Raw genomic sequence first — 24,014 nt, forward strand, 5'->3', positions numbered from 1 at the left:
GTTGGGGGTCTCCCCCTGTTAGAGTAGGACGTCGCTGAGCCATACATATTCCACAGTAGCTCAGTGGTAGAGCTATCGGCTGTTAACCGATCGGTCGTAGGTTCGAGTCCTACCTGTGGAGCCATATTGGAGAGCTGTCCGAGAGGTCGAAGGAGCACGATTGGAAATCGTGTATACGGTCAACCCCGTATCAAGGGTTCGAATCCCTTGCTCTCCGCCAGATACATACTCTCTAGTTCAAATAAATGGCCCGTTGGTCAAGCGGTTAAGACACCGCCCTTTCACGGCGGTAACACGGGTTCGAATCCCGTACGGGTCACCACATATATACATAACCAACTTAAAATATGGAGGATTAGCTCAGCTGGGAGAGCACCTGCCTTACAAGCAGGGGGTCGGCGGTTCGAACCCGTCATCCTCCACCATTTAAACTTTAAAAATATCATATTTTTATCATCGCGGGGTGGAGCAGTCTGGTAGCTCGTCGGGCTCATAACCCGAAGGTCGCAGGTTCAAATCCTGTCCCCGCAACCAATTTGGACTCGTGGTGTAGTGGTTAACATGCCTGCCTGTCACGCAGGAGATCGCCGGTTCGACCCCGGTCGGGTCCGCCATTTTTATTTAAACGGTGGCTTTACAACACCAAGACATTGTTTCTTGGCTCGATAGCTCAGTCGGTAGAGCAGAGGACTGAAAATCCTCGTGTCGGCGGTTCGATTCCGTCTCGAGCCACCATTTTTTTTGCCGGTTTAGCTCAATTGGTAGAGCAACTGACTTGTAATCAGTAGGTTGGGGGTTCAAGTCCTCTAGCCGGCACCAGTTTTTTCTTCCTTAAATGGAATAAAAAACGTATTGAAAAACAGGGTGTTTATGTTTTATAATAAAACCTGTCTTCATTTGTGGAGGGGTAGCGAAGTGGCTAAACGCGGCGGACTGTAAATCCGCTCCCTCCGGGTTCGGCGGTTCGAATCCGTCCCCCTCCACCATCTTTTAATTCCTTATATAGGGGCATAGTTTAAAGGTAGAACGAAGGTCTCCAAAACCTTTGGTGTGGGTTCGATTCCTACTGCCCCTGCCAAATATATACTGTGGCGGTCGTGGCGAAGTGGTTAACGCATCGGATTGTGGTTCCGACATTCGGGGGTTCGATTCCCCTCGTCCGCCCCATTAATATTAAAGTGTTGGGCTATAGCCAAGCGGTAAGGCAACGGACTTTGACTCCGTCATGCGTTGGTTCGAATCCAGCTAGCCCAGCCATTTTTATTTTTATAACATAAGATGCCTTTAACAGCATATTATAAGTTAATTAAAAAGTTAATTAAATGTTTGCGGAAGTAGTTCAGTGGTAGAATACAACCTTGCCAAGGTTGGGGTCGCGGGTTCGAATCCCGTCTTCCGCTCCATTTTTTATATTCTGGCGGCATAGCCAAGTGGTAAGGCACGGGTCTGCAAAACCCTTATCCCCCGGTTCGAATCCGGGTGCCGCCTCCATAATTCCAATTCAAAAAAGATTCAAATGCCGGTGTGGCGGAATTGGCAGACGCGCACGACTCAAAATCGTGTTCCTTCTGGAGTGTCGGTTCGACCCCGACCACCGGTACCATTTTACTTAACTTAACATTTGAACTTAAAACTTCTCACATCTGTGGGGAGTTTTTTATTTGGTTTTTAACACTTTGTACTTTAACTTAGCCTAACCATTTCATTTCACCAAAGGGGGTACGCAATAATGGATGACTTCTTCGCTAAAATGAAAAAAGATTTAGGAATCTCTTTAAATGATGTTCAAAAAAAAGCAGTACTCCACACAGAGGGACCTCTTCTATTGCTCGCATCGCCAGGATCTGGGAAAACAACTACGATCATCATGCGTATTGGCTATTTAATTAAGCAAAAAGGCGTAGATCCATGGCGTATAAAAGCAGTTACATTCAGTAAAGCTTCGGCAAACGATATGAAAGAACGCTATGTGCGATTTTATCCTGATCTTCAACCCGCAGACTTTTCGACCATACATAGCTTTGCTTTTGAAGTCGTTAGAAATTACCACAGACAGATGGGGATTTCTTTTCGAATTATTGAAGGGGAGCAAGAATTAGACGAGAATGCAGCACGGGATGAAAACATTCAGATGAATAAGAAGCTGATATTGAGAAACTTGTTTAAGTCAATCGTAGGTGAGAATATAACTGAGGACCAAATGGAAGAGCTCACAACGTATATCAGCTATATTAAAAATAAAATGCTTCCTAGAGAACAATGGTCAACTGTGTCTTGTGATGTTCCAAAAGCTGAACAAATCATTATTCAATATGAAGAATTTAAGCGTGCTGATCAAAATCATATTTTATTGGATTTTGATGATATGCTTACCATTTGTAATGAGGTATTAGAAAGTAATGAGAATTTGCTGAGGCTGTACCAGCAAAGATATGATTATATTTTAACCGATGAAAGTCAAGATACCTCGCTGGTGCAGCATTCCATTATAGAAAAATTGGTTTCAAATCATAAGAACTTATGTGTAGTAGCCGATGATGATCAATCAATCTATAGCTGGAGAGGTGCTGAGCCTGCTTATTTACTCGAATTTAAAAAGGTGTATCCTGAAGCTGTAATCCTGTTTATGGAGCAGAACTATCGATCAACACAGGATATCGTGAAAGTATCTAATCAATTTATTAAACGAAACAAGAATAGGTACGAAAAGAACATGTTCACAGAGAATCCTCTGTATAAACCGATAGAAATAAGTAATCTCATCAATTTTAAAGAACAATCCAAATACTTGGTTAAGGAACTTCAAGAGGAAGAGGATTTAAAGGATATCGCTATTTTATACCGTAACAATTCCTCCTCAATAGGTTTAATGAATGATTTTGATCGTGCAGGGATTCCTTTTTATATGAAGGATGCTGATAATCGCTTCTTTTCACACTGGGTCGTTCAGGATATATTGAATTTTATGCGCATGGCTTTTACGGATAAACGGCTAGATATTCTAGAGAAGATTCATTTAAAATTTAACGGCTATATTAGTAAGCAGCAGATGAATGCTTTAAAGCAATTGAATACGAATGATTCTGTATTTGATAACTTGCTGAAACATGTGAAATTACAGGAATATCAAGTTAAGTTATTGAAAGCAAGCCAAGAAACGTTTAAAGAAATGAAAGAAATGAAGCCGCTTAAAGCTATTAGAGTTATCAGGGATCGGTTAGGTTATGATAAGGCACTTGAAAAGACCTGTAAGAATCTCGGATTTCGTATCGATACCTTGATTGGCATTTTAGATACGCTTGAGGAGATTGCTTCTGACTTAGAGAGTCTTGAGGATTTTGCAAAAAGGCTGAGGCATTTGGAAGCTGTTTTAAAGAGAGCCAAAAGGATGAAAGGGCAGAATTCAGTAACGCTCTCCACATTTCATAGCTCAAAAGGTCTTGAGTTTGAGAAGGTATATATGATTGATTTAGTAGAAGGGATCATACCTTCTAGTGAAGATCGAACTGAAACCGGTTTGATGGAAGAATCGACTCGTCTTTTTTATGTAGGAATGACAAGGGCAAAAAAACAATTAAAACTTATTTCTTATGATTATCGGGACGGAAAAAAGGCTGAAGAATCCCTATTTGTTGCTGATGTTAAGAACATTATCAATCCTCCTGATCTATCTTCACCTAAAGGGATCATAACTCAAAAAAATATTAGAATAAAAAAAGAAATTGGGGCAAGTGATCGAGAAAAGGTAAATGGTGTTCCTTACAATCCAAATGCTATCCGAGAAAAGGAAGCAATACGTGCAGGTATAACAGTTGTTCATAGGGTTTTCGGAACGGGCGAAATTACAAATGTAAATGAGGAATTTATTCAGATTAAGTTTCCATCCAAAGAAAAAAAGCTATCTATAAAAGCTTGTATAGATATGGGGTTATTAGAGCTCAAGAAAAAAGAAAATCTTTAAATGAAGCGAATACTGTTTTCTGCAGTATTCGCTTTTATTTTACATAAAAATAGGTCATATCTCCCTTAAATATTTTAATATTTTACAATTTTCTGATAAGTAAGGAGGATTTATACATATTTATTAGAATTATACATTCTAGTAGATGTGAATACTCATTCACTTTTACAAAAATGTTCTTATTTTGTATAAACGGGGGGGAAAGGGATGAGTGTCTTTCGCTTATTTTTGGCTGAGATGACAAAGCTGGCAGCAAAAAAAGGGGTATTGATTTCTGTTATTGCTGCGCTGCTTGTTCCGGTCGTCTATGGTGGTATTCTATTATCACCAAAATGGGGTCCGTACGACAATTTGTCAAACTTGCCTGTAGCAGTGGTCAACAAGGACAAAGGCGCACTGTCGAATGATGAGCCGATCAATGTAGGGAATGATTTGGTCGCAGATTTAAAGAAAGGGCAGGATCTCGGATGGGACTTTGTCAGCTCTACTGAAGCTAAGAAGGGTCTTGATAGCCTAAAGTATTATATGGTTATTGAAATTCCTGAAGACTTTTCTCAAAGAGTGACAACGGTTTTAGAAGATAATCCGCAAAAACTTGAGTTGAAATATATTCAAAATGAAGGTTTAAACTTCATGGCAGCTCAGGTAACGAGAAGTGCTACAGAAAAGTTAAGAGAAAAACTGGGGGATAAGATTACAGAAAAGTATGCGAGCAACATGTTTGCAAGTCTCGGAGACGTTTCTGATGGATTTCAAAAAGCAGCAGACGGTTCAGGTAAACTAAATACAGGAATGTCTGATCTCCATGACGGAACGAGCTTACTTTTGGAATCGCTTACAAACAAAACAGCTGACATTTCGAAATTAGCCAATGGAGCAAAAGAGCTCCAAAATGGAACGGGACAAATGGTTAATTCTTTATCAGCTAAACAAGCAGACATCAGCAAACTCGCGAATGGATCTCAACAGCTAAGTGCTGGGACTGCAGAAATGCTCAAATCTCTGCAAGCAAAATCTGGGGATATTTCTAAACTAGCTGCTGGTTCTGCAGCAGCGAATGAAGGTACTGGATTATTATTGCAAGGATTGAAGGACAAGCAGTCAGGCATTAAAGATTTAGCTGCTGGAGCGAAGCAGCTTGGCGATAATATCCCTCAATTAAAGCAGGGTACATCTGGAGTTCTTGCAGGATTAAAAGGTGTTCAAAGTGCGATAAAGGGTGAACTTGCACCTGGGACACAAGCTGTTTCTGCCGGAGTAAGTACGGTAGTAGATGAATCAAAGCAATTGGGAGCTGGTCTACAAGTTTTATCATCAGATCTTCAAGCTTTCTTAAAAGATCACCCAGACCTGCAAAACGATCCTGCTTTTATGAAGATATATGGAACGAGTCAGGCGTTAGCTCAAAAAACTGCTGACCCAGAAAAAGGGAAGCAGCTTGAGGCTCTCAAACAAGGAGCGGCATCAATCGCGGCTGCCTTCACAGCGAATGAAGTACCTAATCCAAAATCTTTGGCAGACGGTGTAAATCAACTCGTTGCTGGTCAAACTTTAGTTGATAACGGAGTAACAACGCTAAGCGAAAAGGTCCCTCTTCTTCAACAGGGAACGGCTTCTGTGGAAAGCGGTTGGAACACGATGGTCGGTAAGGTTGGAGAGCTCCACGCAGGAACGTCCCAAATCGCTGCAGGAAACCAATCGGTTAATACGGGCTGGACAGCGTTAACGACTGGGGTTACTCAGTTGAACGATGGGGCAACTCAAATCTCAGCGGGTAACTCTTCGGTTGAAAAAGGCTGGCGCGATCTGACAGCTGGTGCAACTAAAATTAACTCTGGAATGTTACAGGTTCGGGATGGCAACACTTCGGTTGAAAAGGGCTGGGGTGAATTGACTGAAGGAGTAACAAAGCTAAATGATGGTGCGGGACAATTAAATGATGGAAGCAGCGAGCTATCATCGGGTCTTAAGGATGGGGCGGAAAAAACGAGCACGATTAAAGCGGCTACTGATAAAAATTTAAGCATGTTCTCATCACCAGTAGAACTGAAAAGTGAAACGGTTAATAAATACCCATTATATCGTGATTCAACGGCACCATATGTACTTTCACTCGCATTATTTGTGGGTATCTTGATCATGTCACTTTTCATTAACTTTAAGAAACCTCAAGAGATCTCTGCAATTTCTTGGTTCGGAGCTAAGTTTTTGAACCTCGGTGCACTTGCGATTGTACAAGCATTGCTGCTATCAACTGTCGTTCTGCTTTTCTTACATGTAAAAGTTCAAAACCCAGTTGGATTTATAGCTTTTGCTGTTTTTGTGAGTATTGTGTTCACAAGCATCGTGTTATTCTTTGCTTCATTTGGAAACATCGGACGCTTTATTGCATTTGCACTTGTGATTCTTCAGCTTTCAACAACAGGAGCAAACTTGCCAATAGCTATGCTGCCAGAAAATTTGCGTACATTAAGTGAGTTTTTACCGTTCACTTATTCGATCGCTGGCTTTAAAGCGCTTATTACGTTGAATAACACAAGCTCTGCTTTTGCGAATATGAGCGTACTACTCGTCTATCTACTTGCCTTCAGTCTTTTGTCGATAGCAGTATACTTGTTTACAAAAGCGAAAAGTCAGCCGCAAAAACTGGATTTAGCGGGCTGATTGCAAACTGTATAATACAAATAAAAAAGTTCCCAGGCTCTTTGGCCGGGAACTTTTTTGAATCTTCTTCTTGTACACTGAATATGTAGGTGTAAAGGAGGTTAGCTATGTTATGTATAGAGATCGGCGTGTCACGGTTTGTTTGATACTCATTACGATCTCCTTGGTTTCGATAACCTTTATTACGGCAGATATCTTTCACTATATGCACATGATCAACGGCTTGCTGGTAAGGATTTTTCAATCATTACGGCTTCTTGTTGTCATGCTTATTCTTTTAGTGTTTTCTATCCTTGTATTATTTCGATATTTATAGTGATGACTCACATGCCCCTTGTTCAAGGGGTTTTTATTTTGGATAAAAGCATAATGATTTTTTAGAAAAATAAAGTAAAGATATAGCACTACATACTTTTGACTCAATAGGGGGTTGCTGATGAAGTTTGATACATCTTTAATTAACAAGAAGTGGGTGTATCTAGGCTTAATCGCTCTAGTGTTAGTAGTTGTGAGTTCCGTAGCTGCACATTCTGTTGGCTTTAACAATGCTTCCGTTCTATTGTATGATAAAAAAGTTACAGCAGATGAAATTGACGGTGAAATCACAGAGTTGAGAAGTGAGCTGAAAAATATAGAAGAAAAAGTGGAAGCGATGGAGGAAGAGGAAAGCAATAAGCAGGCTGAATTGGATGGACTGCAAATGAAGTACGAAGAAGTTTCAGGGTTGGTCAGTCAAAAGGAAAATATTCAAAAAGAAATCGATACGTTAGTGAATCAAGTCGATGAAAAGAATGGTGAATTAAAAAAGATCAGCGGTGAGGTCTCGAATAAGAAAAGTGTGCTTGATAAATTAAATAAAGGCATACTGGCAAAAAAGAAGGAACCTAGAACTTTAGTTGCTGGCGTCTTTGAAGCTGGGAAAGACATTCCTCCAGGTAGATATAAAGTAGAGCCAGTGAACGGATTTGGTAATTACTTTGTAAATGGCGGGAGTAAAGTGAACATCATCTTAGGAAGAGGAGATGACTTGTTTCTTCCTGAATACGTGTTTGAACTGTATGAAGGAGACGAAATTGAAGCTACATTGTCAGTTAAATACACGCTTGTCGAATAAAAAGGAGTTTGGCTGTATCAAAATTATAAAATTGTTTAAAAGAACTTGTCATAAATGTCCTATATTCTGCTTATATATAGAATAAGTTAGTTGTAGGTTTTAATGCAGGGCTTCGTTGATCCAATGAAGCCCTGCATTTTTTTGTTTTTCATGATGTGAGCAGTGAATACGGCGAGTATAAGCAATAATCCGGCCAGATTACATCATAATACAGCGAGTTATTCCATTAATCCGGCTAGTTTTTAACATATATCGGCGAGTCGACAAATAGGAATGTAGTGCATCAAATGCTCAAAATGAAAAAACGCCGTTAAATGATGCTAATCTCAGCACTTCCCCCATTCACTTGTGTGAACATCTTAGCCATTGACTCCAATAATTCGGCCGCTTCATTTTTATCCATTGAGGGCTGCAAATAGACGATATGCAGCGCGTTGCGAACCGTTTCATCCACCATCGTTCGCTTGGAGTCTACAATCGGACTGCCAAAAGCACCAAAGGAGTCAGCGGACAACAGTTTGCCTTCCATATTCATCTCACGTCCGTTCAATCCCTCATACAAATCTTCAGCACGACCGATGCGAATCTCCACATCACCCTTAATCTGATCGAGATTATATAGGCCGATTGGAATGGCAAAACGAATGGAGAAAAAGTTATTAACGTCCACTCCAGAATTGATCGAAGGCAGATCCTTTCCGCCTATAACACGTCGCAATAGCGCTTCTGAAGCGGGACGGTACCTTGAAGGATCAGTACCTAGCGTTTTAAAGACGGAGCGGTATTCAGCAACACCAGGGTAATCTGCAGCCGTTTTTTCTTCAAGACGCAGTGATTCTGTAAAAAGCTGGAATCTCCCTTTTATCATTTGCGGTGACTCGCTAATCGCGATATCATGGTATGTAATTGTACCTATTTTAAAATTTGGGACAAGTTCGTTTATTTTTGAAGAAATAGTGATCATCATCGAACCCCGTTTCGGTTTTATAGATAATTGTAGTTTAACATAAGTGTGGAAAATAAATGTAAAGGAGGGATATGCGTGACAAGTGCCCAGTTGAAAGAAGAGATTGTTGCATATAGTAAAGAAATCGGAATTGACAAAATTGGCTTCGCACAAGCTGATGTCTTTGGTGAGCTAAAAGAACGTCTCCGATTACAGCAAGACCTTGGCTATCAATCAGGATTTGAAGAAAGTGATATTGAGAAAAGAACAGAGCCTGAGAGACTGCTTTCGGGTGCTTCGAGCATTATATCTATCGCTCTAGCATATCCTTCCAAAATGAAAAACGCTCCAAGAAGTGTTAAGGGAGAACGAAGAGGTATTTTTTGCAGAGCATCATGGGGGAAAGATTACCACCATATATTAAGAGAAAAGCTTTCATTGCTGGAGAATTTTATTATAAAAAAAGTTCCAGAAGCAAATGTGAGATCAATGGTAGACACAGGTGAACTTTCAGACAGGGCTGTCGCTGAAAGAGCGGGTATCGGATGGAGTGCTAAAAACTGTGCGATCATGTCTCCCGAGTTTGGCTCCTATATGTATCTCGGAGAAATGATCACAAACCTGGCACTTCCGCCAGACACGCCAATGGAAGATCAATGCGGTTCCTGCAACAAATGTGTTGAGGCATGCCCGACTGGTGCACTCGTGCAAGGAGGACAGCTCGATTCGTCTAAGTGTATTGCTTTTTTAACCCAAACAAAAGGTTTTCTGCCTGACCAATATAGAGACAAATTAGGAAATCGGCTTTATGGCTGTGATACGTGTCAGACAGTATGTCCTGAAAATAAGGGGAAAGATTTTCACCACCACGTTGAAATGGAGCCTGATCCAGAGATTGCAAAGCCGCTATTAAAGCCGTTGTTGTCTATGAGCAATAGAGAGTTCAAAGAAAAATTCGGGTATGTTTCAGGCAGCTGGAGAGGGAAGAAACCGATTCAGCGCAATGCGATTATCGCTTTAGCTCATTTTAAAGATAAAACAGCTGTATCAGATCTCGTAAACGTATTAAACCATGACCCTAGACCTGTAATAAGAGGAACGGCAGCTTGGGCAATTGGTAAGATTGGCGGAGATGGTGCGGAATTGGAACTATTATCTGCAAAAGAGCGCGAAAAAGACGATTTGGTACAGCTAGAGATAGAAAAGGGACTGAAAATGGTTCGAAATCAAGAAATTTCGTAATCGCATATGTTTGGAGTGTCCGATATAGTAAGGTCAAGTAATGAAAAGAAGGGATAATTATGTGTCAGATTAAAACGTTACTCTATTACGAAGAAATGGAAAGCGTAATCGGACCGTTAACAATCATTGCAACGGAGAACGGAATCTGCCGTCTCGATTTTGGTTCAATGGAGGATAACCTTCCATCTTTACGTTCATGGATGGCTAAACATTTTATTAAGGGAGAACTTATACATTCTCCTGTGTATTTGGAAGATGCCGTTCAGCAATTACATGCATACTTTGCAGGCAACCTGCATGAGTTTAGCGTGAACTACGATTTGTTTGGTACCGTTTTTCAAAAGAAGGTATGGAACCAGCTTTCGACTATTCCTTATGGTTCGACTTGTTCATACAAGGAAGTTGCTCAAGGCATTGGAGCAGCTAAAGCTGTTCGTGCTGTAGGCAGCGCGAATAACCAGAATCCTGTACCGGTATTTATTCCATGCCATCGCGTTATTGGGAGTAATGGAGCACTTGTTGGATACGGCGGGGGATTAGACAAAAAAGAAATATTATTATCGATTGAACAGAATAGCTGTAAGAAGACATCCTAGAGCCCTTAAAGGGTTCTTTTTTTTGATATCTCACTCATATGTTAGTAAAAGCAGGAGGGATGTCTGATGTGGATGGAAACACTTAAAGCTTATATTCAAAACCAATCGCAGTGGATGATTCATGCAGATGCAGATGGAAGAGGCTTCTTTTTACGAGAAGAACAAGAAAGCTTTATACGTAAAAAACAAATGTATACCGATAGAAATGCGTATATCGTGAACAACCAAACGAATGGAAGTGTTTTGCGAACGACTGAGACGGCGGGAAAGGTGCAGGTAGATTATTTGGTCCATTATAGTTTCTTGATTAAGCATGGATTTGACTTTTATGTAGAAGAGATGTCTCAAGAACGGAGAGCCATTTTTCAAGAAGGTGATATGAAAAGTGATGAACCCGTTAACGTTGAAGGCAATTATCGTGAATTGCCGAAGATCGAACGTGAAAATGAATCGATCGCACCCACGAAAGGCGGTTATGACAGACTTGCTGCTGTAAGATATGCAGAGCGATGGTGGAATACGTTTAATCCTGCTTATAAATCGTTTGAGAATGATTGCACGAATTATATTTCACAAAGTCTTCATGCTGGCGGGATTCCGATGACATCTCAATCTATTAAGTCTAAGGGCTGGTGGATGCGAAACAATTCCTGGAGCTATAGCTGGTCTGTAGCGAATGCGCTTAGGTGGTATTTGAGCGGATCGAAATCAAGTCTTCAAGCCCAAGAAAAGTCTGCAGCTCATTTGTTATTGCCGGGAGATGTAATCTGCTATGACTTTGATGGTGACGGCCATTATCAGCATACGACAATTGTTGTTGCAAAGGATCCTTCTGGTGAACCACTCGTAAATGCACATACGACAAACAGCAGAATGCGGTATTGGGGCTATGAAGATTCAACTGCATATACAAAACGTATTCAATATAAATTTTTTCATATTCTGTAAGGGGAAAGCTTGCCTTCGAAAGAGTGATATTCCTAAAAAAGTGCTATAATAAGTACTTGTTGGAATATTGTTTTTGAGGTGAGCTTTTTGGCTATACATGTTGTATTATTTGAACCGTTAATTCCTGCAAACACAGGAAATATCGCACGGACTTGTGCAGGGACCGGCGCACACTTGCATTTGATTCATCCACTCGGCTTTTCTTTGGAAGACAAATACTTAAAGCGTGCTGGGCTTGATTATTGGGAGCATGTAAAATTGTTTCATCATGATTCTTTGGATGCCTTTTATAGTGAATATCCTAATGGTGAGTTTTATTATATAACCAAATTTGGTGAACAAACATACTCAGATTTTGATTACTCGGATTCAAAGAAGGATGTCTTTTTTATTTTTGGAAAAGAAACAAAGGGACTTCCTCGAGAGGTAATCGATGCGAACATGGAAAGGTGTTTGCGCATTCCGATGAATGAACATATTCGTTCATTGAACTTATCGAATACAGCAGCGATCTTAATCTATGAAGCGCTGCGTCAGCAAAGTTTTGGAGAGTTGAAATAAACTGTTGACTATTGGAAGTGGTTGATTTCCGCTCCAGGTGCTCGCTTTCCGCGGGGCAGGCGGTGAGCCACATTCGGACGTTACACTCTTAAGTGTCTCACCAGCCCGCCTGTCCCGCAGGAGTCTCGCACCTTGCACTCCAATCAACTTGTCAATGAAGAGAATGAGCAATCACAATGAACGAAAACAATAATCTTCTAGAGAAAAGATCCAAATAAAAAAACGTCCTTGATTAAAAAGGGACGTTTTTACTTCCATATGTACATGGATTAGTTTTTTCCAGGACGATCGTTGTAGCCTGCTGTAAAGATTGCAGTCAGGAAGGCGAGCATCACGAGTAGGATGAGGATAAAATCCATTTGAACTCCTCCTTTGAAAGTAGTCTTATTCTTTCCATTCTCTCTACTCATTATAAATGAAAACGGTTTTCATGGGAATGCATTTCTGCGAAGATTTAACATTTTGAGGGGATTCGTGTTGCGCTAATGAAGAAGAACGTTTATATGACAGGGTATCTTCCGTTGTTTTCGATTATCCTGTTCAGCTCGGGTTTTGCCATTTACTTTGAAAGACTTTTAATTGATAAGCTAAAATACTTTGGCGTTTATCAAGGAATGCAGGAACTGTTTAAAGATCATGTGATACACCTGTCTGTCGGTTTTTGTTTATTTTTATTGTTCTTTATGGGATTTGCCGCTCTGAAGTTATTGTCTGATACACTGACTCATTTAAGTTTGTTCTTTTTCTCGAGTGATTCAGAAGGGACGCTTCTTCAGGAAGGAAAAAGCGGGGGATGGTTCTTTTTTGCTGGCGGTATGCTTGCCATTATCTTTAACCACTCTGTGTTGCTCATATGTATCGTGTTTGTCGCAGCATCACTTGTGTACTTCTTTTATCTTTTACTGAGAATCGGCGGAAACTTAACTACATTTGGCATTATCGGCATGGTATTCATGCACTTGTTCTTTTGGGCAGGCTTCGGTTTGATTGTTGTTTATACGGTGCTGCGACTTTATAATGCATTCGTTGCGGCGATTACATAGACCTTTATCCTATTTGGTATTAGCCGCGTTGTTGAATAGTGCAAACTCGCGGGTATATCATGAGTTCTCGCGGGATTATTTGGCTTTTTCGCGGGATTTAACCCAAATCTCGCGGGATTAATATAGAAAGTCGCGGAAATAGCCAAAATTTTCGTAGAATGCCGATTTATAAGTACGCATGTACCACTAAAAAACCTGTCGCTCAACGAGTGACAGGTTTCTTCATTCATTTCTGATATGCTTTTTTCATAATATCTCGCCAAATCATCACTTCAGGAGAAGATTTCTCAATCGATCGAAGACTGCCAGGTGTATCACGGCCTACCCAAACGCCAGCCGTATAGCGATCTGTCAGCCCTACAAACCAAAGATCCTTTACATCGTTTGTCGTTCCGGTCTTTCCACCAATGTACGTCGAGCCCGAAAACCTTGCGTCCCTTGCTGTTCCAGAAACTGTTACGGCTTCAAGCATTTCACGCATCACGGTGTTTGTCTTCTCACTCCATACTCTAACAGGCTGTTCGTTCCATTTATACAAAACCCTTCCGCTCTTATCCTTTACAGTTGTTATCAATCTAGGTTTAACATACGTTCCGTTTGAACTAAAAGTCGTATAGGCACTAGTAAGTTCAAGCGGAGAAAAGCCATTCGAAAAACCGCCGAGTGCACTTGCAAGCTGATGATCTTCAAGCGTAACAGATGAAAATTCAAAGAGATCTAAATAAGAAAAAGCTTTCTCTACACCTGTTTTCTTTAATGCACGGACAGCGGCTGTATTAATTGAACTTGCCATCGCTTTTTTTAATGAGACCGTCCCATAAGACGCCCCACCGTAGTTGTTTGGACAATAATTCCCTTCACAAATCTTCGCTGCTGATAGGAGTGAATGCGGTTTTGCCCCGAACACATCAACATACGGTGCATAAGCGAGAAGTGGCTTAATCGCAGAGCCCGGCTGCCTTTTTGCTTGATAGGCTCGGTTGAATTCATCTAAACCGACTTGTTTACCTCCTACCATGGCGACTATCTGTTTCGAAGCATGATCTACAACTACAGCAGCTCCTTCTACACCTGAATAAGGCAAGCGCCCTTTAATCGCTTGCAAAACTACTGTCTGCAACTTAGAATCTAATGACGTTTCAACGACAACACCGCTTCTTAACAGTTTGTCTCTCTGAAGCACAAGCTCTTTGGCCGTCAATCCCTTATTACTTGGCGCCTCAGCCAGCAAGCTCAGCAGTTCGTCTTTAATATAACCAACAACTTCAGGAAAGGGGACAGTCTGCTGTGAAACATTTAATTTAATCGGTTGTTTAATTGCCGCACCATACAATGCTTCATCGATAAATCCCTGGTTCCTCATCTTATCCAAAATCCATTTTTGCCGTTTCTTTGTGTTGTCGAGCTTTGTTAATGGATTATATAGCTCCGGATTGTTAGGAATCGCTGCAAGGAGTGCGGATTCCCCTAATGTAAGCTCAGTAGCCGTTTTATTAAAGTAATAACGGCTCGCTTTTTCAATGCCGTACACACCATTTTGGAAATAGATGGTGTTGATATAAAGCTCGAGGATCTCCTCTTTTGTTAACTGTTGCTCAATTCGATAAGAGATTAGTAATTCTTTTAATTTCCTGTCATATGTACGTTCTTGTGTTAAAAAAAGATTGCGTGACAGTTGCTGTGTTATTGTGCTTCCGCCTTGCTGAATGCCTCCGTCTTTTGAGTTGGCAATAAATGCGCGAGCGATTGCTTTACCGTCTATACCATGATGCTGTAAGAAGTATTGATCTTCTGTTGCGATAAACGCTTGGCGGATATATTCGGGTATTTCTTTATAAGACAGATAGATACGGCTTTCTTCACCTCTGAATTCGAAAAGAAGATTCCCGTTTTGGTCGAGAAGACGGCTGTTCTCATCAAGGTCAATATTTTCTACCTTTGCGAGCGTTTGAACCGCTTTTTGAAACGGAATATAGTTTTCGAATTCATTTCTTAATCCAACAAAGGAAAAGAACACAACACTCAGTAAAAAGAGCAGCGCAACAAGGCCAAGCTTCTGATTCATAGTACTTTCTCCGTTTCAAAACACAATGATAAACATATTTTACCATGAAAGGGATAAGAGAGATTCTTCGTTTTTTAAATAAAAAATCACTATTCAAACAGAATGATTACGGACATCCCCGCATAGAGTAGATTAACACTTGATGGAGCCAATACAATCAAGGAGGTACTCATGGATATTTTATCGAGAATCCAACTGCATCGTGAAGAAGAACAGCGTTTAGCCTGGGAAGGTACCTTCGCTGAATACCTTGATATTTTACGAGATCGGCCATTTGTAGCCCAGTCTGCGCATTCAAGAGTATACAACATGATTAAAGATGCTGGAATTTCAGAAAAGAATGGTCAAAAGGTGTATCATTTTTTCAGCGATCAAATTTTTGGTTTAGAAGAATCGATCGAAAGACTTGTTGAAGAGTATTTTCATCCTGCCGCTAAACGCCTTGATGTCCGTAAACGTATATTGTTGTTAATGGGGCCAGTATCCGGTGGTAAATCCACGTTAGTTACGATGTTGAAAAGAGGATTGGAGCAGTACACAAAAACACCTGCGGGAGCGGTTTATGCGATCAAAGGGTGTCCGATGCATGAAGATCCGCTTCATCTCATTCCGCAGCACCTTAGAAAAGATTTTTATGAGGATTATGGCATTCGTGTTGAAGGAAGCTTGTCCCCTCTAAATACGATGAGGTTAGAACACGAATATGATAATCGCATTGAAGATGTAATGGTAGAGCGCGTCTTTTTCTCTGAAGACAAGCGAACAGGAATCGGAACGTTCAGTCCATCTGATCCAAAGTCACAAGATATTGCTGACTTAACGGGCAGCATCGATTTCTCAACGATTGCTGAATACGGATCTGAATCTGATCCTCGTGCTTATCGTTTTGATGGTGAACTGAATAAAGCGAATCGAGGGATGATGGAGTTCCAGGAAATGCTGAAGTGTGATGAGAAGTTCTTATGGCACCTTCTTTCACTCACACAGGAGGGTAACTTTAAGGCCGGCCGTTTCGCCCTGATTTCGGCTGATGAGCTTATCGTAGCTCATACCAATGAATCCGAATACAGATCTTTTATCGCAAACAAGAAAAATGAGGCGCTTCACTCCAGAATTATCGTGATGGGTGTTCCGTATAACTTAAAAGTTTCAGAAGAAGAGAAGATTTATGCGAAGATGATCTCTGAGAGTGATATGTCACATGTTCACATTGCCCCTCACGCATTAAGGGTAGCAGCAACGTTCTCAGTACTGACACGATTAAAAGATTCAAAGAAACAAGGAATGGATTTATTAAAGAAGATGAGAATGTATGATGGGGAGATCGTTGAAGGGTTCAATCATGTGGATCTTGAAGAATTGAAGAAAGAATTTTCGGATGAGGGTATGTCAGGTATTGATCCACGTTACGTGATTAACCGAATTTCTTCAGCCATTATTCGTAAAGAGTCACCTTCTATCAACGCGTTAGATGTTCTGCGTTCATTAAAAGACGGGCTTGATCATCATGCATCCATATCGAAGGAAGATAAAGAAAGGTTTATTAACTTTATCTCGGCAGCTCGTAAAGAGTACGATGATATTGCGAAGAAAGAAGTACAAAAAGCGTTTGTTTACTCGTATGAAGAGTCTGCAAAAACGCTTATGGACAATTACCTCGATAACGTTGAGGCGTATTGCAATAAAAATAAATTACGTGATCCGCTTACTGGTGAAGAGATGAGTCCTGATGAAAAATTAATGAGATCGATTGAAGAACAGATCGGGATTTCAGAGAATGCCAAAAAAGCGTTTCGTGAAGAAATACTTATTCGAATTTCAGCATATGCAAGAAAAGGAAAGAAATTTGACTATAATTCTCACGAGCGCCTAAGAGAAGCGATTCAGAAGAAATTGTTTGCTGATCTTAAAGATGTTGTTAAAATTACAACATCGTCTAAAACACCAGATGAGTCACAACTGAAAAAGATTAATGAAGTTATTGCGCGCTTAGTTGATGAGCATGGCTACAATTCAACTAGTGCCAACGAACTACTGCGATATGTAGGTAGTTTACTGAACCGATAAAATGGCGAAACACACCCGGACACGATGAAAGGTTGTCTTGGGTGTGTTTTTTTACAAAAAAATAGGGAAAACTAAACAAATTCTCAAAAGAAATTTGTCATCATGTTTATGATAAAAATAATTGAACTTGTATTTACTTATTTAAAAATGGTAAATTGATACTAATAAGCTAACTAAAGGAAGTGAGCTGTATGAGCTCGGCTCGAAAAGAAAGAAACGGATTAGTAGATTGGATTAAAGCAATTGGAGTTGCACTTATTCTTGCTATTATTATAAAAAAGTTTCTGATCGAACAATATGTTGTATATGGTGAATCAATGATGCCTACGATTCAAAATGGAAATCGTCTGATCATCAATAAGATAGGCTATGAAATCGGAAATCCAGAACGGTTCGACCTTGTTGTGTTCAAAGCAAATCCGAAAGAAGATTATATAAAACGAGTAATCGGCCTGCCCGGAGATCATATTGCGTATAAAGATGACAAACTTTATATCAACAACAAAGCAGTAGCTGAACCTTATCTTCAAGAATTTAAAAAGTTTGCGGGTAATCGGACATTGACTGGAAACTTCACCCTTGAAGAGATTACGGGACATGACACGGTTCCAAAAGGCAAGATCTTCGTACTTGGCGATAATAGGCTGCATAGCATCGACAGTCGCCATATTGGTTTTGTAGAGATGACTGATATTGTAGGAGAAGCAAATATTCGTTATTGGCCAGTCGACGAGATGAAAGTTTTTAATGGTTTTAAAAAGGAGTAAATGGGGAAAATTCTCTGTAAGAGGTGAATTCCTATGACAAAACAAAATAATGACCCAAAACGAAAGAATGGATCAATGGTTTCTAACTTTGAGGAAATGAAAGAACATGGCAAAGTAATGGAACATGTTTCAACGAACGAAGAAGTTCGTAAGAGTGGAAAAACGCCAGATCCCCAGCAGCACGACAAAAAGGAATACAAAAAATAACACAACAAGCTTTCTTTTCTTTTTAGAAAAGAGGGCTTTTTTTATCGTGAAAGTTTAGCAATTATAAGGAGTACGTGCATATGATAGAGTAACCAACCCTTTTTTTCTGATATTAGCTGATTCTAAAATACAGGATATGTCTTGGGTTGATCAAGAAAAAGCAGCATTCTATCTTGCTGCTCTGGAGGGGATTAGCAATGAGTGAACCGGATAAGAACAATTTTGTTGTGTCTCAGGAAAACTGGTCCCTCCACCGAAAAGGATATCAAGATCATCAAAGGCATATGGAAAAAGTGCAGGAAGCCATTAAAAACAACTTGCCGGATTTGATAAGTGAAGAGAATATCATTTTATCCAACGGACGTGACGTCATTAAAATACCAATCCGTTCTATGGATGAATACAAAATCCGATACAACTACGACAAAAACAAGCACGTAGGCCAAGGTGACGGAGATAGCCAGGTGGGGGATGTAGTAGCCAGAGATGGACGTGCCGGACAAAGCGGAGCTGGAAAAGGAAAAGGACCAGCAGGCGATAAACCGGGTGTGGATTATGCAGAAGCAGAGGTCTCCATTTTAGAATTGGAAGAGATGCTTTTTAAAGAATTGGAACTGCCGAATCTTAAACAGAAAGAACAAGACCAGATCGTATTAGAAAAGATCGAGTTTAACGATGTTCGAAAAAAGGGACTTATGGGTAACGTAGACAAAAAGAGAACCATCTTAACGGCGTTTAAAAGAAACGCGTTAGTCGGTAAACCGAGTGTAGCACCTATTCATAATGACGATCTTCGTTTTAAAACATGGAACGAAGTCGTAAAACCTGAATCCAAGGCTGTTGTATTAGCAATGATGGATACTTCAGGTTCGATGGGGATTTGGGAAAAGTATATGGCACGAAGTTTCTTTTTCTGGATGACACGTTTTCTGCGTTCGAAGTATGAAAAAGTAGAAATTGAGTTTATTGCTCATCATACCGAAGCAAAGGTCGTTTCTGAAGAAGATTTCTTTAATAAAGGGGAGAGCGGTGGAACGATCTGTTCATCAGCTTATCGAAAGGCTCTTGAACTCATCGAGACGAAATACTCTTCAAGCCGCTATAACATTTACCCGTTTCACTTTTCAGATGGTGATAATCTAACGAGTGATAATGCAAGGTGTGTGAAACTCGTTCAGCAGATTATGGAACATTCCAACATGTTTGGTTATGGGGAAGTAAACGCATATAACCGGCATTCCACTTTGATGAGTGTGTATAAGAATATGGATAATCCGAAGTTTAGTCATTATATTTTAAAAGAGAAAGCTGATGTTTATCATGCTATGAAGAGCTTCTTTAAGAAGAATGAAGTGGGTGTTTAAGGATATTTTTGGGATATCTGTTGGTGATGAAAGCAGTTGATCTCCGTTCCAGGTTGCTCGCTTTCCGCGGGGCAGGCGGTGAGCCACATTCGTACGTTTCACGTATAAGTGTCTCACCTGCCCGCCTGTCCTAGCCGAGAGTCTCGTATCTTTCACTCCGATCAACTTTGCGAAGAAGAAAATAATCAAATTACTATCAAATTACTTTAAAGCACAATCTTTAAGAAGAGATTGCATTTTATTAGCAGATATTCTTTTAGCAAAAATCAACTATTGAAAAAACAAAACGCCCGCATCCATGTATTGGATAGCGGGTTTTGTTGTTGAAATTTGCAGAATTACATATAACTAAGGATATGTATTCGGGACGAAATTTTGAAAGTAAAGGGGTGTGAGATTTGAAAACAACTAAACAGTTAGCTGCGTTTTTTTTGAGCGTTGTACTGATATGTATGACAGTACCGCAAAAAGCTCATGCAGATTGGTTTGATCCGCTAACCATCCACTTTTTAGATGTAGGGCAAGCGGATTGTATCTTGGTTAAAGCTCCTAATGGCCAAACCATGCTGATTGATGGAGGCGATGAACATGATGCGGAAGAGATTATCACTTACTTGAAGAGAGAAGGTGTGACTCAACTTGATATTGTAGTTGCGACTCATCCTCATCATGACCATATTGGATCATTGGATGATGTCATTCGCGAGTTTCCTGTCAGTGTTTTGTACATGCCAAACCTTCCATACGATACAAAATATTATCACGATCTCTTTCGAGTGATAAACGAAAAACAAATTCCTGTTGATCGAGCGAAAGCAGGAGTGAATTTCAAGATGGGGTTTTCTGTGAAAGTCGAAATGCTTGCTCCAAAAGGCTCTTACTATAAACATATAAATGATTACTCAGCCGTGATAAAAATTAAGCATGGCAAAAAAACGTTTCTTTTGATGGCAGATGCAGGCGCTGAGGAAGAAAAAGAGATTTTGAGCCGTGGCGGCTATAAAGCTGACGTTATCAAATTAGGGCATCATGGGGCTAATACGGGTACGACCATGGAATTCTTGAAAAAAGTAAAAGCTAAAACAGCGGTTATATCGGTTGGACGGAATAATCCCTATCAATTCCCATCAAAAGAAGTGTTGTATCGGTTAGATAACCGGAACATGACTGTGTATCGAACAGATCAGCTTGGTGCGATTATCGCAACAAGCAATGGGAAAAAGATTATGTTTAGAACTAATGTGCTTCACTGATAGAGGCTCATCTCTAAAGATTTGTTGCTTTTATATCTGTTTATTCTCTTTATCGATAAGTTGATTGGAGTGCAAGGTAGCGAGACTCTCGGCTAGGACGAGCGGTCAGTCCGAAAAGTGGAAGTGGCTCGTTCAGCCCCGACAAGCAAAAGGTGAGTGGGCTAGGAATGCGCCTTTTGACTTCTGGACCACTTACCTTTTGACCTCGAGGGGCTAGCCACTGGAACTAGACAGGTGAGACACTTAAGAGGTAATCGTACGAATGTGGCTCACCGCACACCCCGCGGAAAACGAGCGTCCTGGAACTGGAATCAACTACTTCCAAGAACAGCAATGTATGCTAAAAGAGCCTTAAAAAACGGTTTTCTTGCGTCTTTATAAAAAGTTTAAGAAAATAAGATAAAACGCTATAGATAAGGATGGGGTTACCGTGATCAAAGCACTTGTATTTGATTTTGATGGAACAATTCTTGATACAGAAACTCAGCATTACAATGCTTTTCAGGAATTGTATCAGGAACATGGAAGCGACTTGCCATTAGAAGTTTGGGGAGAGTGTATCGGTACCCATTCTGATTTTAATCCATACGAATATTTAGAGAGGCAGATCAATAAGAAGCTAGATCATGACAAACTAAGAGAAAAGAAGACAGAAAGAGCTCTTGCCTTGATTTTGGAGCAACAGCCGCTCCCAGGTATTGAGGATTATCTTGAAGCTGCAAAAGAGCTTGGATTAAAGATTGGGCTTGCCTCTAGTTCATCAAGAAAATGGGTAGAAGAGCATCTTGGAAGAAGTGGTTTAATGCATCATTTTGAGGTTATCAAAACGGCTGATGATGTTAAAAACGTTAAACCTGACCCCGCTCTATATGTTGAGGCGGTTAAAGCGCTAGGGGTACAACCAAATGAAGCAATCGCTTTTGAAGACTCAGTGAATGGATCAGTTGCTGCTAAGAAAGCGGGATTATATTGTGTGGCCATTCCCAATCCAGTTACCAAGCATATGACTTTTAGCGAAGTTGATCATGTAATGGAAACGATGGCAGAGATGAAATTAACTGCACTAATTGAACAAGCTGAGAGATTAGACAAGTAAATATGATTGAAGTATGTGGAATTAATCATATTACCTTAAAAGTTTCAGATTTACCCAAGTCTGTTGAATTTTATAGTGATATTTTAGGTGCTAAAATCGTTCATAAAGGGAATACAGATGTATACTTGGATTTCTGCGGAATTTGGATATGTTTACTTGAAATCAAAAATGCAAAACCTATGAATAAAGACCAAACAGGCATAGATCATGTTGCATTTACAATTAAAGAAGAGAAGTTTGGAGAGGCAGTTAAACAGCTTTTAAAAAACAAAGTACGCATCACAAGAGGACCTGTTGAAAGAGGCGGCGGAATGACTGTCAGCTTCACAGATCTTGATGGCAATGAGCTTGAATTTTTTACAGGTTCACTCTATGAACGAATGAAAAATTGGAAGTAATGAATAGAAGCAGGTTAGAGGAGCGGATAACATGAGTGAGATTGATGTATCAAAATTTGAGAAAAAGATAGAGCTGCGCAATATTGAGTTTGAGGATATAGATGAGATTTTAGAACTTCAGCAGATTTGTTTTCCGGATAACATGGAGCCTTGGGAACGGGATCAATTAGAAAGCCATCTTCGAATTTTTCCAGAGGGACAGTTTTGCGTAACGTATGAAGGAAAGATTGTTGGAAGCTGCTCAAGCTTAATGCTGAACTTTGACGAGTATGATGACAAACATACATGGAACGAGATTACAGATAAAGGTTACATTACAAATCACGATCCGGAAGGTTTTAATTTATACGGGATTGAAGTTATGGTACATCCTGAATACCGCAGGATGAAGATTGGTGCTCGTCTATATGAGGCACGCAAAGAGCTGGCAGAACAAAATAATCTAAAAAGTATCATTCTCGGTGGGAGAATTCCAAACTACCATAAGCATTCTAAGGAAATGACACCAAGAGAATATGTAAGAGAGGTTATCCAACATAACATTTACGACCCTGTATTAACCTTTCAGCTCATGAATGGTTTCACAGTTATGCGTTTAAACAAAAGCTATCTTCCGGATGACAAACAATCTAACGCATATGCAACGCTTATGGAATGGAATAACGTTGATTATATTCCTAATAAAACGAAGAAGCACTTTAAAACGAGTGAACCGGTTCGAATCACGACCATTCAATACATGATGAAGACCATCGAATCATTTGAGGATTTCGCAACACAAGTTGAATATTATACAGATGTTGCTTCTGACCAAGGTTCAGATTTTGCGGTTTTCCCAGAACTCCTTACTACACAGCTGCTTTCCTTCTGTGAAGAAAAAAGTCCAAGCTTAGCGATTCGAAAACTGACAGAGTTTACAGAGCAATACATTGAATTGTTCACGAACCTAGCAGTACGTTACAACGTAAATATCATTGGCGGTTCTCATTTCGTTGAAGAGGATGGAGATATCTACAATGTTGCTTACTTGTTTAGACGTGACGGTACAATCGATAAGCAATATAAAATTCATATTACTCCAAATGAACGTAAATGGTGGGGTATAACGGCAGGAGATAAAGTTCAAGTGTTTGATACGGATTGTGGTAAGATTGCGATTTTGATCTGCTATGATATCGAATTCCCAGAGCTTTCACGTATCGTAACAGATCAAGGTGCAAAGATTATCTTCACCCCATTCTGTACAGAAGATCGCCAAGGATATCTGCGTGTTCGCTACTGTTCGCAAGCTCGTGCCATTGAAAACGAAATTTATACAGCGATTGCAGGAACAGTAGGCAACTTATCCCAAGTGGAAAACATGGACATTCAGTATGCCCAGTCAGGCATCTTTACACCTTCAGATTTTTCCTTCCCTAGAGACGGGATTGTTGGAGAATGCCACCCTAATATTGAAACGGTTGTTGTAGGTGATGTAGATTTGGAAATCTTAAGAAGACAGCGCAAGACAGGAAGGGTAACGCTTCTTAGAGATCGGCGTTTAGATCTGTATAGTGTTGTTCAGAAAGATAAAAGTAAATAATAAATGAAAAGCGGTTGAGCGAATGATGCTTGCCGCTTTTTTTCTATTTCTCGGGAAATATCGTGAATCATGTCAAATTAACGTAAGCTGATTTGGGCAGGTTTTATTTTTGTGCTGAAAGCGGTATAATAAAGGCCGGA

Annotated in this window: 19 protein-coding genes and 15 tRNA genes; 32 read left to right on the forward strand and 2 right to left on the reverse strand. The window is 40.1% G+C overall.

Features of this window, described 5'->3' with window-relative positions; genetic code table 11:
• Window positions 1-49 precede the first annotated feature (49 nt).
• The 19 genes from AWM68_RS08020 (at window position 50) to AWM68_RS08110 (ending at window position 7,739) form a co-directional block, all read left to right on the forward strand.
• A tRNA-Asn gene (locus AWM68_RS08020) sits at window positions 50-124 on the forward strand.
• 4 nt (window positions 125-128) lie between these two features.
• Window positions 129-220, forward strand: a tRNA-Ser gene (locus AWM68_RS08025).
• 27 nt (window positions 221-247) lie between these two features.
• Window positions 248-322 (forward strand) — tRNA-Glu (locus AWM68_RS08030).
• Window positions 323-349: 27 nt separating this feature from the next.
• Window positions 350-425: transfer RNA gene (locus tag AWM68_RS08035), tRNA-Val, on the forward strand.
• Window positions 426-457: 32 nt separating this feature from the next.
• Window positions 458-534, forward strand: a tRNA-Met gene (locus tag AWM68_RS08040).
• Between the two features lie 4 nt (window positions 535-538).
• A tRNA-Asp gene (locus tag AWM68_RS08045) sits at window positions 539-614 on the forward strand.
• A gap of 45 nt (window positions 615-659) precedes the next feature.
• A tRNA-Phe gene (locus tag AWM68_RS08050) sits at window positions 660-735 on the forward strand.
• 8 nt (window positions 736-743) lie between these two features.
• A tRNA-Thr gene (locus AWM68_RS08055) sits at window positions 744-819 on the forward strand.
• 82 nt (window positions 820-901) lie between these two features.
• Window positions 902-986: transfer RNA gene (locus AWM68_RS08060), tRNA-Tyr, on the forward strand.
• 18 nt (window positions 987-1,004) lie between these two features.
• Window positions 1,005-1,078: transfer RNA gene (locus tag AWM68_RS08065), tRNA-Trp, on the forward strand.
• A 13-nt stretch (window positions 1,079-1,091) separates the two neighbouring features.
• Window positions 1,092-1,167 (forward strand) — tRNA-His (locus AWM68_RS08070).
• 15 nt (window positions 1,168-1,182) lie between these two features.
• A tRNA-Gln gene (locus AWM68_RS08075) sits at window positions 1,183-1,257 on the forward strand.
• A gap of 71 nt (window positions 1,258-1,328) precedes the next feature.
• Window positions 1,329-1,403: transfer RNA gene (locus AWM68_RS08080), tRNA-Gly, on the forward strand.
• A 13-nt stretch (window positions 1,404-1,416) separates the two neighbouring features.
• A tRNA-Cys gene (locus AWM68_RS08085) sits at window positions 1,417-1,491 on the forward strand.
• Between the two features lie 27 nt (window positions 1,492-1,518).
• Window positions 1,519-1,603 (forward strand) — tRNA-Leu (locus AWM68_RS08090).
• Window positions 1,604-1,729: 126 nt separating this feature from the next.
• Window positions 1,730-3,961, forward strand: coding sequence for an ATP-dependent helicase (locus AWM68_RS08095; RefSeq protein ID WP_066239693.1), 2,232 nt, complete (start codon window positions 1,730-1,732; stop codon window positions 3,959-3,961).
• A 207-nt stretch (window positions 3,962-4,168) separates the two neighbouring features.
• Window positions 4,169-6,625, forward strand: a complete 2,457-nt coding sequence (locus AWM68_RS08100; protein WP_066239695.1) for a YhgE/Pip family protein — start codon at window positions 4,169-4,171, stop codon at window positions 6,623-6,625.
• Between the two features lie 112 nt (window positions 6,626-6,737).
• A complete protein-coding gene (locus tag AWM68_RS08105; protein WP_066239698.1) occupies window positions 6,738-6,941 on the forward strand; it encodes a hypothetical protein in 204 nt (67 codons plus the stop codon).
• 120 nt (window positions 6,942-7,061) lie between these two features.
• Entirely contained in the window at window positions 7,062-7,739 is a 678-nt protein-coding gene (locus AWM68_RS08110) for a coiled-coil domain-containing protein (protein ID WP_066239700.1), read from the forward strand.
• 310 nt (window positions 7,740-8,049) lie between these two features.
• On the opposite strand, the gene AWM68_RS08115 is transcribed toward AWM68_RS08110, so the two are convergent.
• Window positions 8,050-8,706 carry a B3/B4 domain-containing protein gene (locus tag AWM68_RS08115; protein ID WP_066239703.1) on the reverse strand — a complete coding sequence of 219 codons (657 nt, stop codon included), beginning with the start codon at window positions 8,704-8,706 and terminating at the stop codon, window positions 8,050-8,052.
• Between the two features lie 75 nt (window positions 8,707-8,781).
• Here AWM68_RS08115 and queG point away from each other — a divergent pair, with 75 nt between their 5' ends.
• From queG to AWM68_RS08140, 5 genes are all read left to right on the forward strand, one after another.
• Window positions 8,782-9,927 (forward strand): tRNA epoxyqueuosine(34) reductase QueG, encoded by a 1,146-nt coding sequence (gene queG, locus AWM68_RS08120; protein WP_066239705.1) that lies wholly within the window; start codon window positions 8,782-8,784, stop codon window positions 9,925-9,927.
• Window positions 9,928-9,986: 59 nt separating this feature from the next.
• On the forward strand, window positions 9,987-10,523 hold the full coding sequence (locus AWM68_RS08125; RefSeq protein WP_066239708.1) for a methylated-DNA--[protein]-cysteine S-methyltransferase: 537 nt from the start codon (window positions 9,987-9,989) through the stop codon (window positions 10,521-10,523).
• A gap of 66 nt (window positions 10,524-10,589) precedes the next feature.
• Window positions 10,590-11,471 (forward strand): amidase domain-containing protein, encoded by an 882-nt coding sequence (locus tag AWM68_RS08130; protein WP_082820627.1) that lies wholly within the window; start codon window positions 10,590-10,592, stop codon window positions 11,469-11,471.
• 87 nt (window positions 11,472-11,558) lie between these two features.
• Window positions 11,559-12,032: a tRNA (uridine(34)/cytosine(34)/5-carboxymethylaminomethyluridine(34)-2'-O)-methyltransferase TrmL gene (gene trmL / locus AWM68_RS08135; RefSeq protein ID WP_066239710.1), complete on the forward strand. Its 474-nt coding sequence runs from the start codon at window positions 11,559-11,561 to the stop codon at window positions 12,030-12,032.
• A gap of 485 nt (window positions 12,033-12,517) precedes the next feature.
• Complete coding sequence (locus AWM68_RS08140; protein ID WP_066239713.1) at window positions 12,518-13,075, forward strand: DUF5366 family protein; 558 nt, start codon at window positions 12,518-12,520, stop codon at window positions 13,073-13,075.
• A gap of 226 nt (window positions 13,076-13,301) precedes the next feature.
• Here AWM68_RS08140 and AWM68_RS08145 read toward each other — a convergent pair whose 3' ends face one another.
• Window positions 13,302-15,140 carry a transglycosylase domain-containing protein gene (locus AWM68_RS08145; RefSeq protein WP_066239715.1) on the reverse strand — a complete coding sequence of 613 codons (1,839 nt, stop codon included), beginning with the start codon at window positions 15,138-15,140 and terminating at the stop codon, window positions 13,302-13,304.
• Window positions 15,141-15,311: 171 nt separating this feature from the next.
• Here AWM68_RS08145 and AWM68_RS08150 point away from each other — a divergent pair, with 171 nt between their 5' ends.
• The 8 genes from AWM68_RS08150 to AWM68_RS08180 all read left to right on the forward strand — a co-directional run bounded on the left by AWM68_RS08150 (window position 15,312) and on the right by AWM68_RS08180 (window position 23,874).
• Window positions 15,312-17,207 (forward strand): PrkA family serine protein kinase, encoded by a 1,896-nt coding sequence (locus AWM68_RS08150; RefSeq protein WP_066239717.1) that lies wholly within the window; start codon window positions 15,312-15,314, stop codon window positions 17,205-17,207.
• A gap of 191 nt (window positions 17,208-17,398) precedes the next feature.
• The gene (gene lepB, locus AWM68_RS08155) at window positions 17,399-17,974 is read left to right on the forward strand and encodes a signal peptidase I (RefSeq protein ID WP_066239721.1); all 576 of its coding nucleotides are present in this window, start codon (window positions 17,399-17,401) and stop codon (window positions 17,972-17,974) included.
• A 33-nt stretch (window positions 17,975-18,007) separates the two neighbouring features.
• On the forward strand, window positions 18,008-18,181 hold the full coding sequence (locus AWM68_RS21345; protein WP_156488344.1) for a hypothetical protein: 174 nt from the start codon (window positions 18,008-18,010) through the stop codon (window positions 18,179-18,181).
• 197 nt (window positions 18,182-18,378) lie between these two features.
• A complete protein-coding gene (gene yhbH / locus AWM68_RS08160; protein ID WP_066239723.1) occupies window positions 18,379-19,545 on the forward strand; it encodes a sporulation protein YhbH in 1,167 nt (388 codons plus the stop codon).
• 398 nt (window positions 19,546-19,943) lie between these two features.
• Complete coding sequence (locus tag AWM68_RS08165) at window positions 19,944-20,798, forward strand: ComEC/Rec2 family competence protein (protein ID WP_066239725.1); 855 nt, start codon at window positions 19,944-19,946, stop codon at window positions 20,796-20,798.
• Window positions 20,799-21,228: 430 nt separating this feature from the next.
• On the forward strand, window positions 21,229-21,894 hold the full coding sequence (locus AWM68_RS08170; protein WP_066239727.1) for an HAD family hydrolase: 666 nt from the start codon (window positions 21,229-21,231) through the stop codon (window positions 21,892-21,894).
• A 5-nt stretch (window positions 21,895-21,899) separates the two neighbouring features.
• On the forward strand, window positions 21,900-22,292 hold the full coding sequence (locus tag AWM68_RS08175) for a VOC family protein (RefSeq protein WP_066240078.1): 393 nt from the start codon (window positions 21,900-21,902) through the stop codon (window positions 22,290-22,292).
• A gap of 31 nt (window positions 22,293-22,323) precedes the next feature.
• Window positions 22,324-23,874, forward strand: coding sequence for a bifunctional GNAT family N-acetyltransferase/carbon-nitrogen hydrolase family protein (locus AWM68_RS08180; protein ID WP_066239729.1), 1,551 nt, complete (start codon window positions 22,324-22,326; stop codon window positions 23,872-23,874).
• Window positions 23,875-24,014 lie beyond the last annotated feature (140 nt).

Origin of the sequence: Fictibacillus phosphorivorans (genome assembly GCF_001619875.1) — a bacterium.
In the GTDB taxonomy this organism is placed as follows: Bacteria; Bacillota; Bacilli; order Bacillales; family Fictibacillaceae; genus Fictibacillus; species Fictibacillus phosphorivorans_B.

Bases quoted from the DNA above. Each gene is read 5' to 3' on its own strand.
- AWM68_RS08100 (WP_066239695.1), top strand. From the start codon at position 4,169: ATGAGTGTCTTTCGCTTATTTTTGGCTGAGATGACAAAGCTGGCAGCA.
- AWM68_RS08180 (WP_066239729.1), top strand. From the start codon at position 22,324: ATGAGTGAGATTGATGTATCAAAATTTGAGAAAAAGATAGAGCTGCGC.
- yhbH (WP_066239723.1), top strand. From the start codon at position 18,379: ATGAGTGAACCGGATAAGAACAATTTTGTTGTGTCTCAGGAAAACTGG.
- AWM68_RS08130 (WP_082820627.1), top strand. From the start codon at position 10,590: ATGTGGATGGAAACACTTAAAGCTTATATTCAAAACCAATCGCAGTGG.
- AWM68_RS08095 (WP_066239693.1), top strand. From the start codon at position 1,730: ATGGATGACTTCTTCGCTAAAATGAAAAAAGATTTAGGAATCTCTTTA.
- AWM68_RS08150 (WP_066239717.1), top strand. From the start codon at position 15,312: ATGGATATTTTATCGAGAATCCAACTGCATCGTGAAGAAGAACAGCGT.
- AWM68_RS08110 (WP_066239700.1), top strand. From the start codon at position 7,062: ATGAAGTTTGATACATCTTTAATTAACAAGAAGTGGGTGTATCTAGGC.
- AWM68_RS08140 (WP_066239713.1), top strand. From the start codon at position 12,518: ATGAAGAAGAACGTTTATATGACAGGGTATCTTCCGTTGTTTTCGATT.
- AWM68_RS08125 (WP_066239708.1), top strand. From the start codon at position 9,987: ATGTGTCAGATTAAAACGTTACTCTATTACGAAGAAATGGAAAGCGTA.
- AWM68_RS08105 (WP_066239698.1), top strand. From the start codon at position 6,738: ATGTATAGAGATCGGCGTGTCACGGTTTGTTTGATACTCATTACGATC.
- AWM68_RS21345 (WP_156488344.1), top strand. From the start codon at position 18,008: ATGACAAAACAAAATAATGACCCAAAACGAAAGAATGGATCAATGGTT.
- AWM68_RS08115 (WP_066239703.1), bottom strand. From the start codon at position 8,706: ATGATGATCACTATTTCTTCAAAAATAAACGAACTTGTCCCAAATTTT.
- AWM68_RS08145 (WP_066239715.1), bottom strand. From the start codon at position 15,140: ATGAATCAGAAGCTTGGCCTTGTTGCGCTGCTCTTTTTACTGAGTGTT.
- lepB (WP_066239721.1), top strand. From the start codon at position 17,399: ATGAGCTCGGCTCGAAAAGAAAGAAACGGATTAGTAGATTGGATTAAA.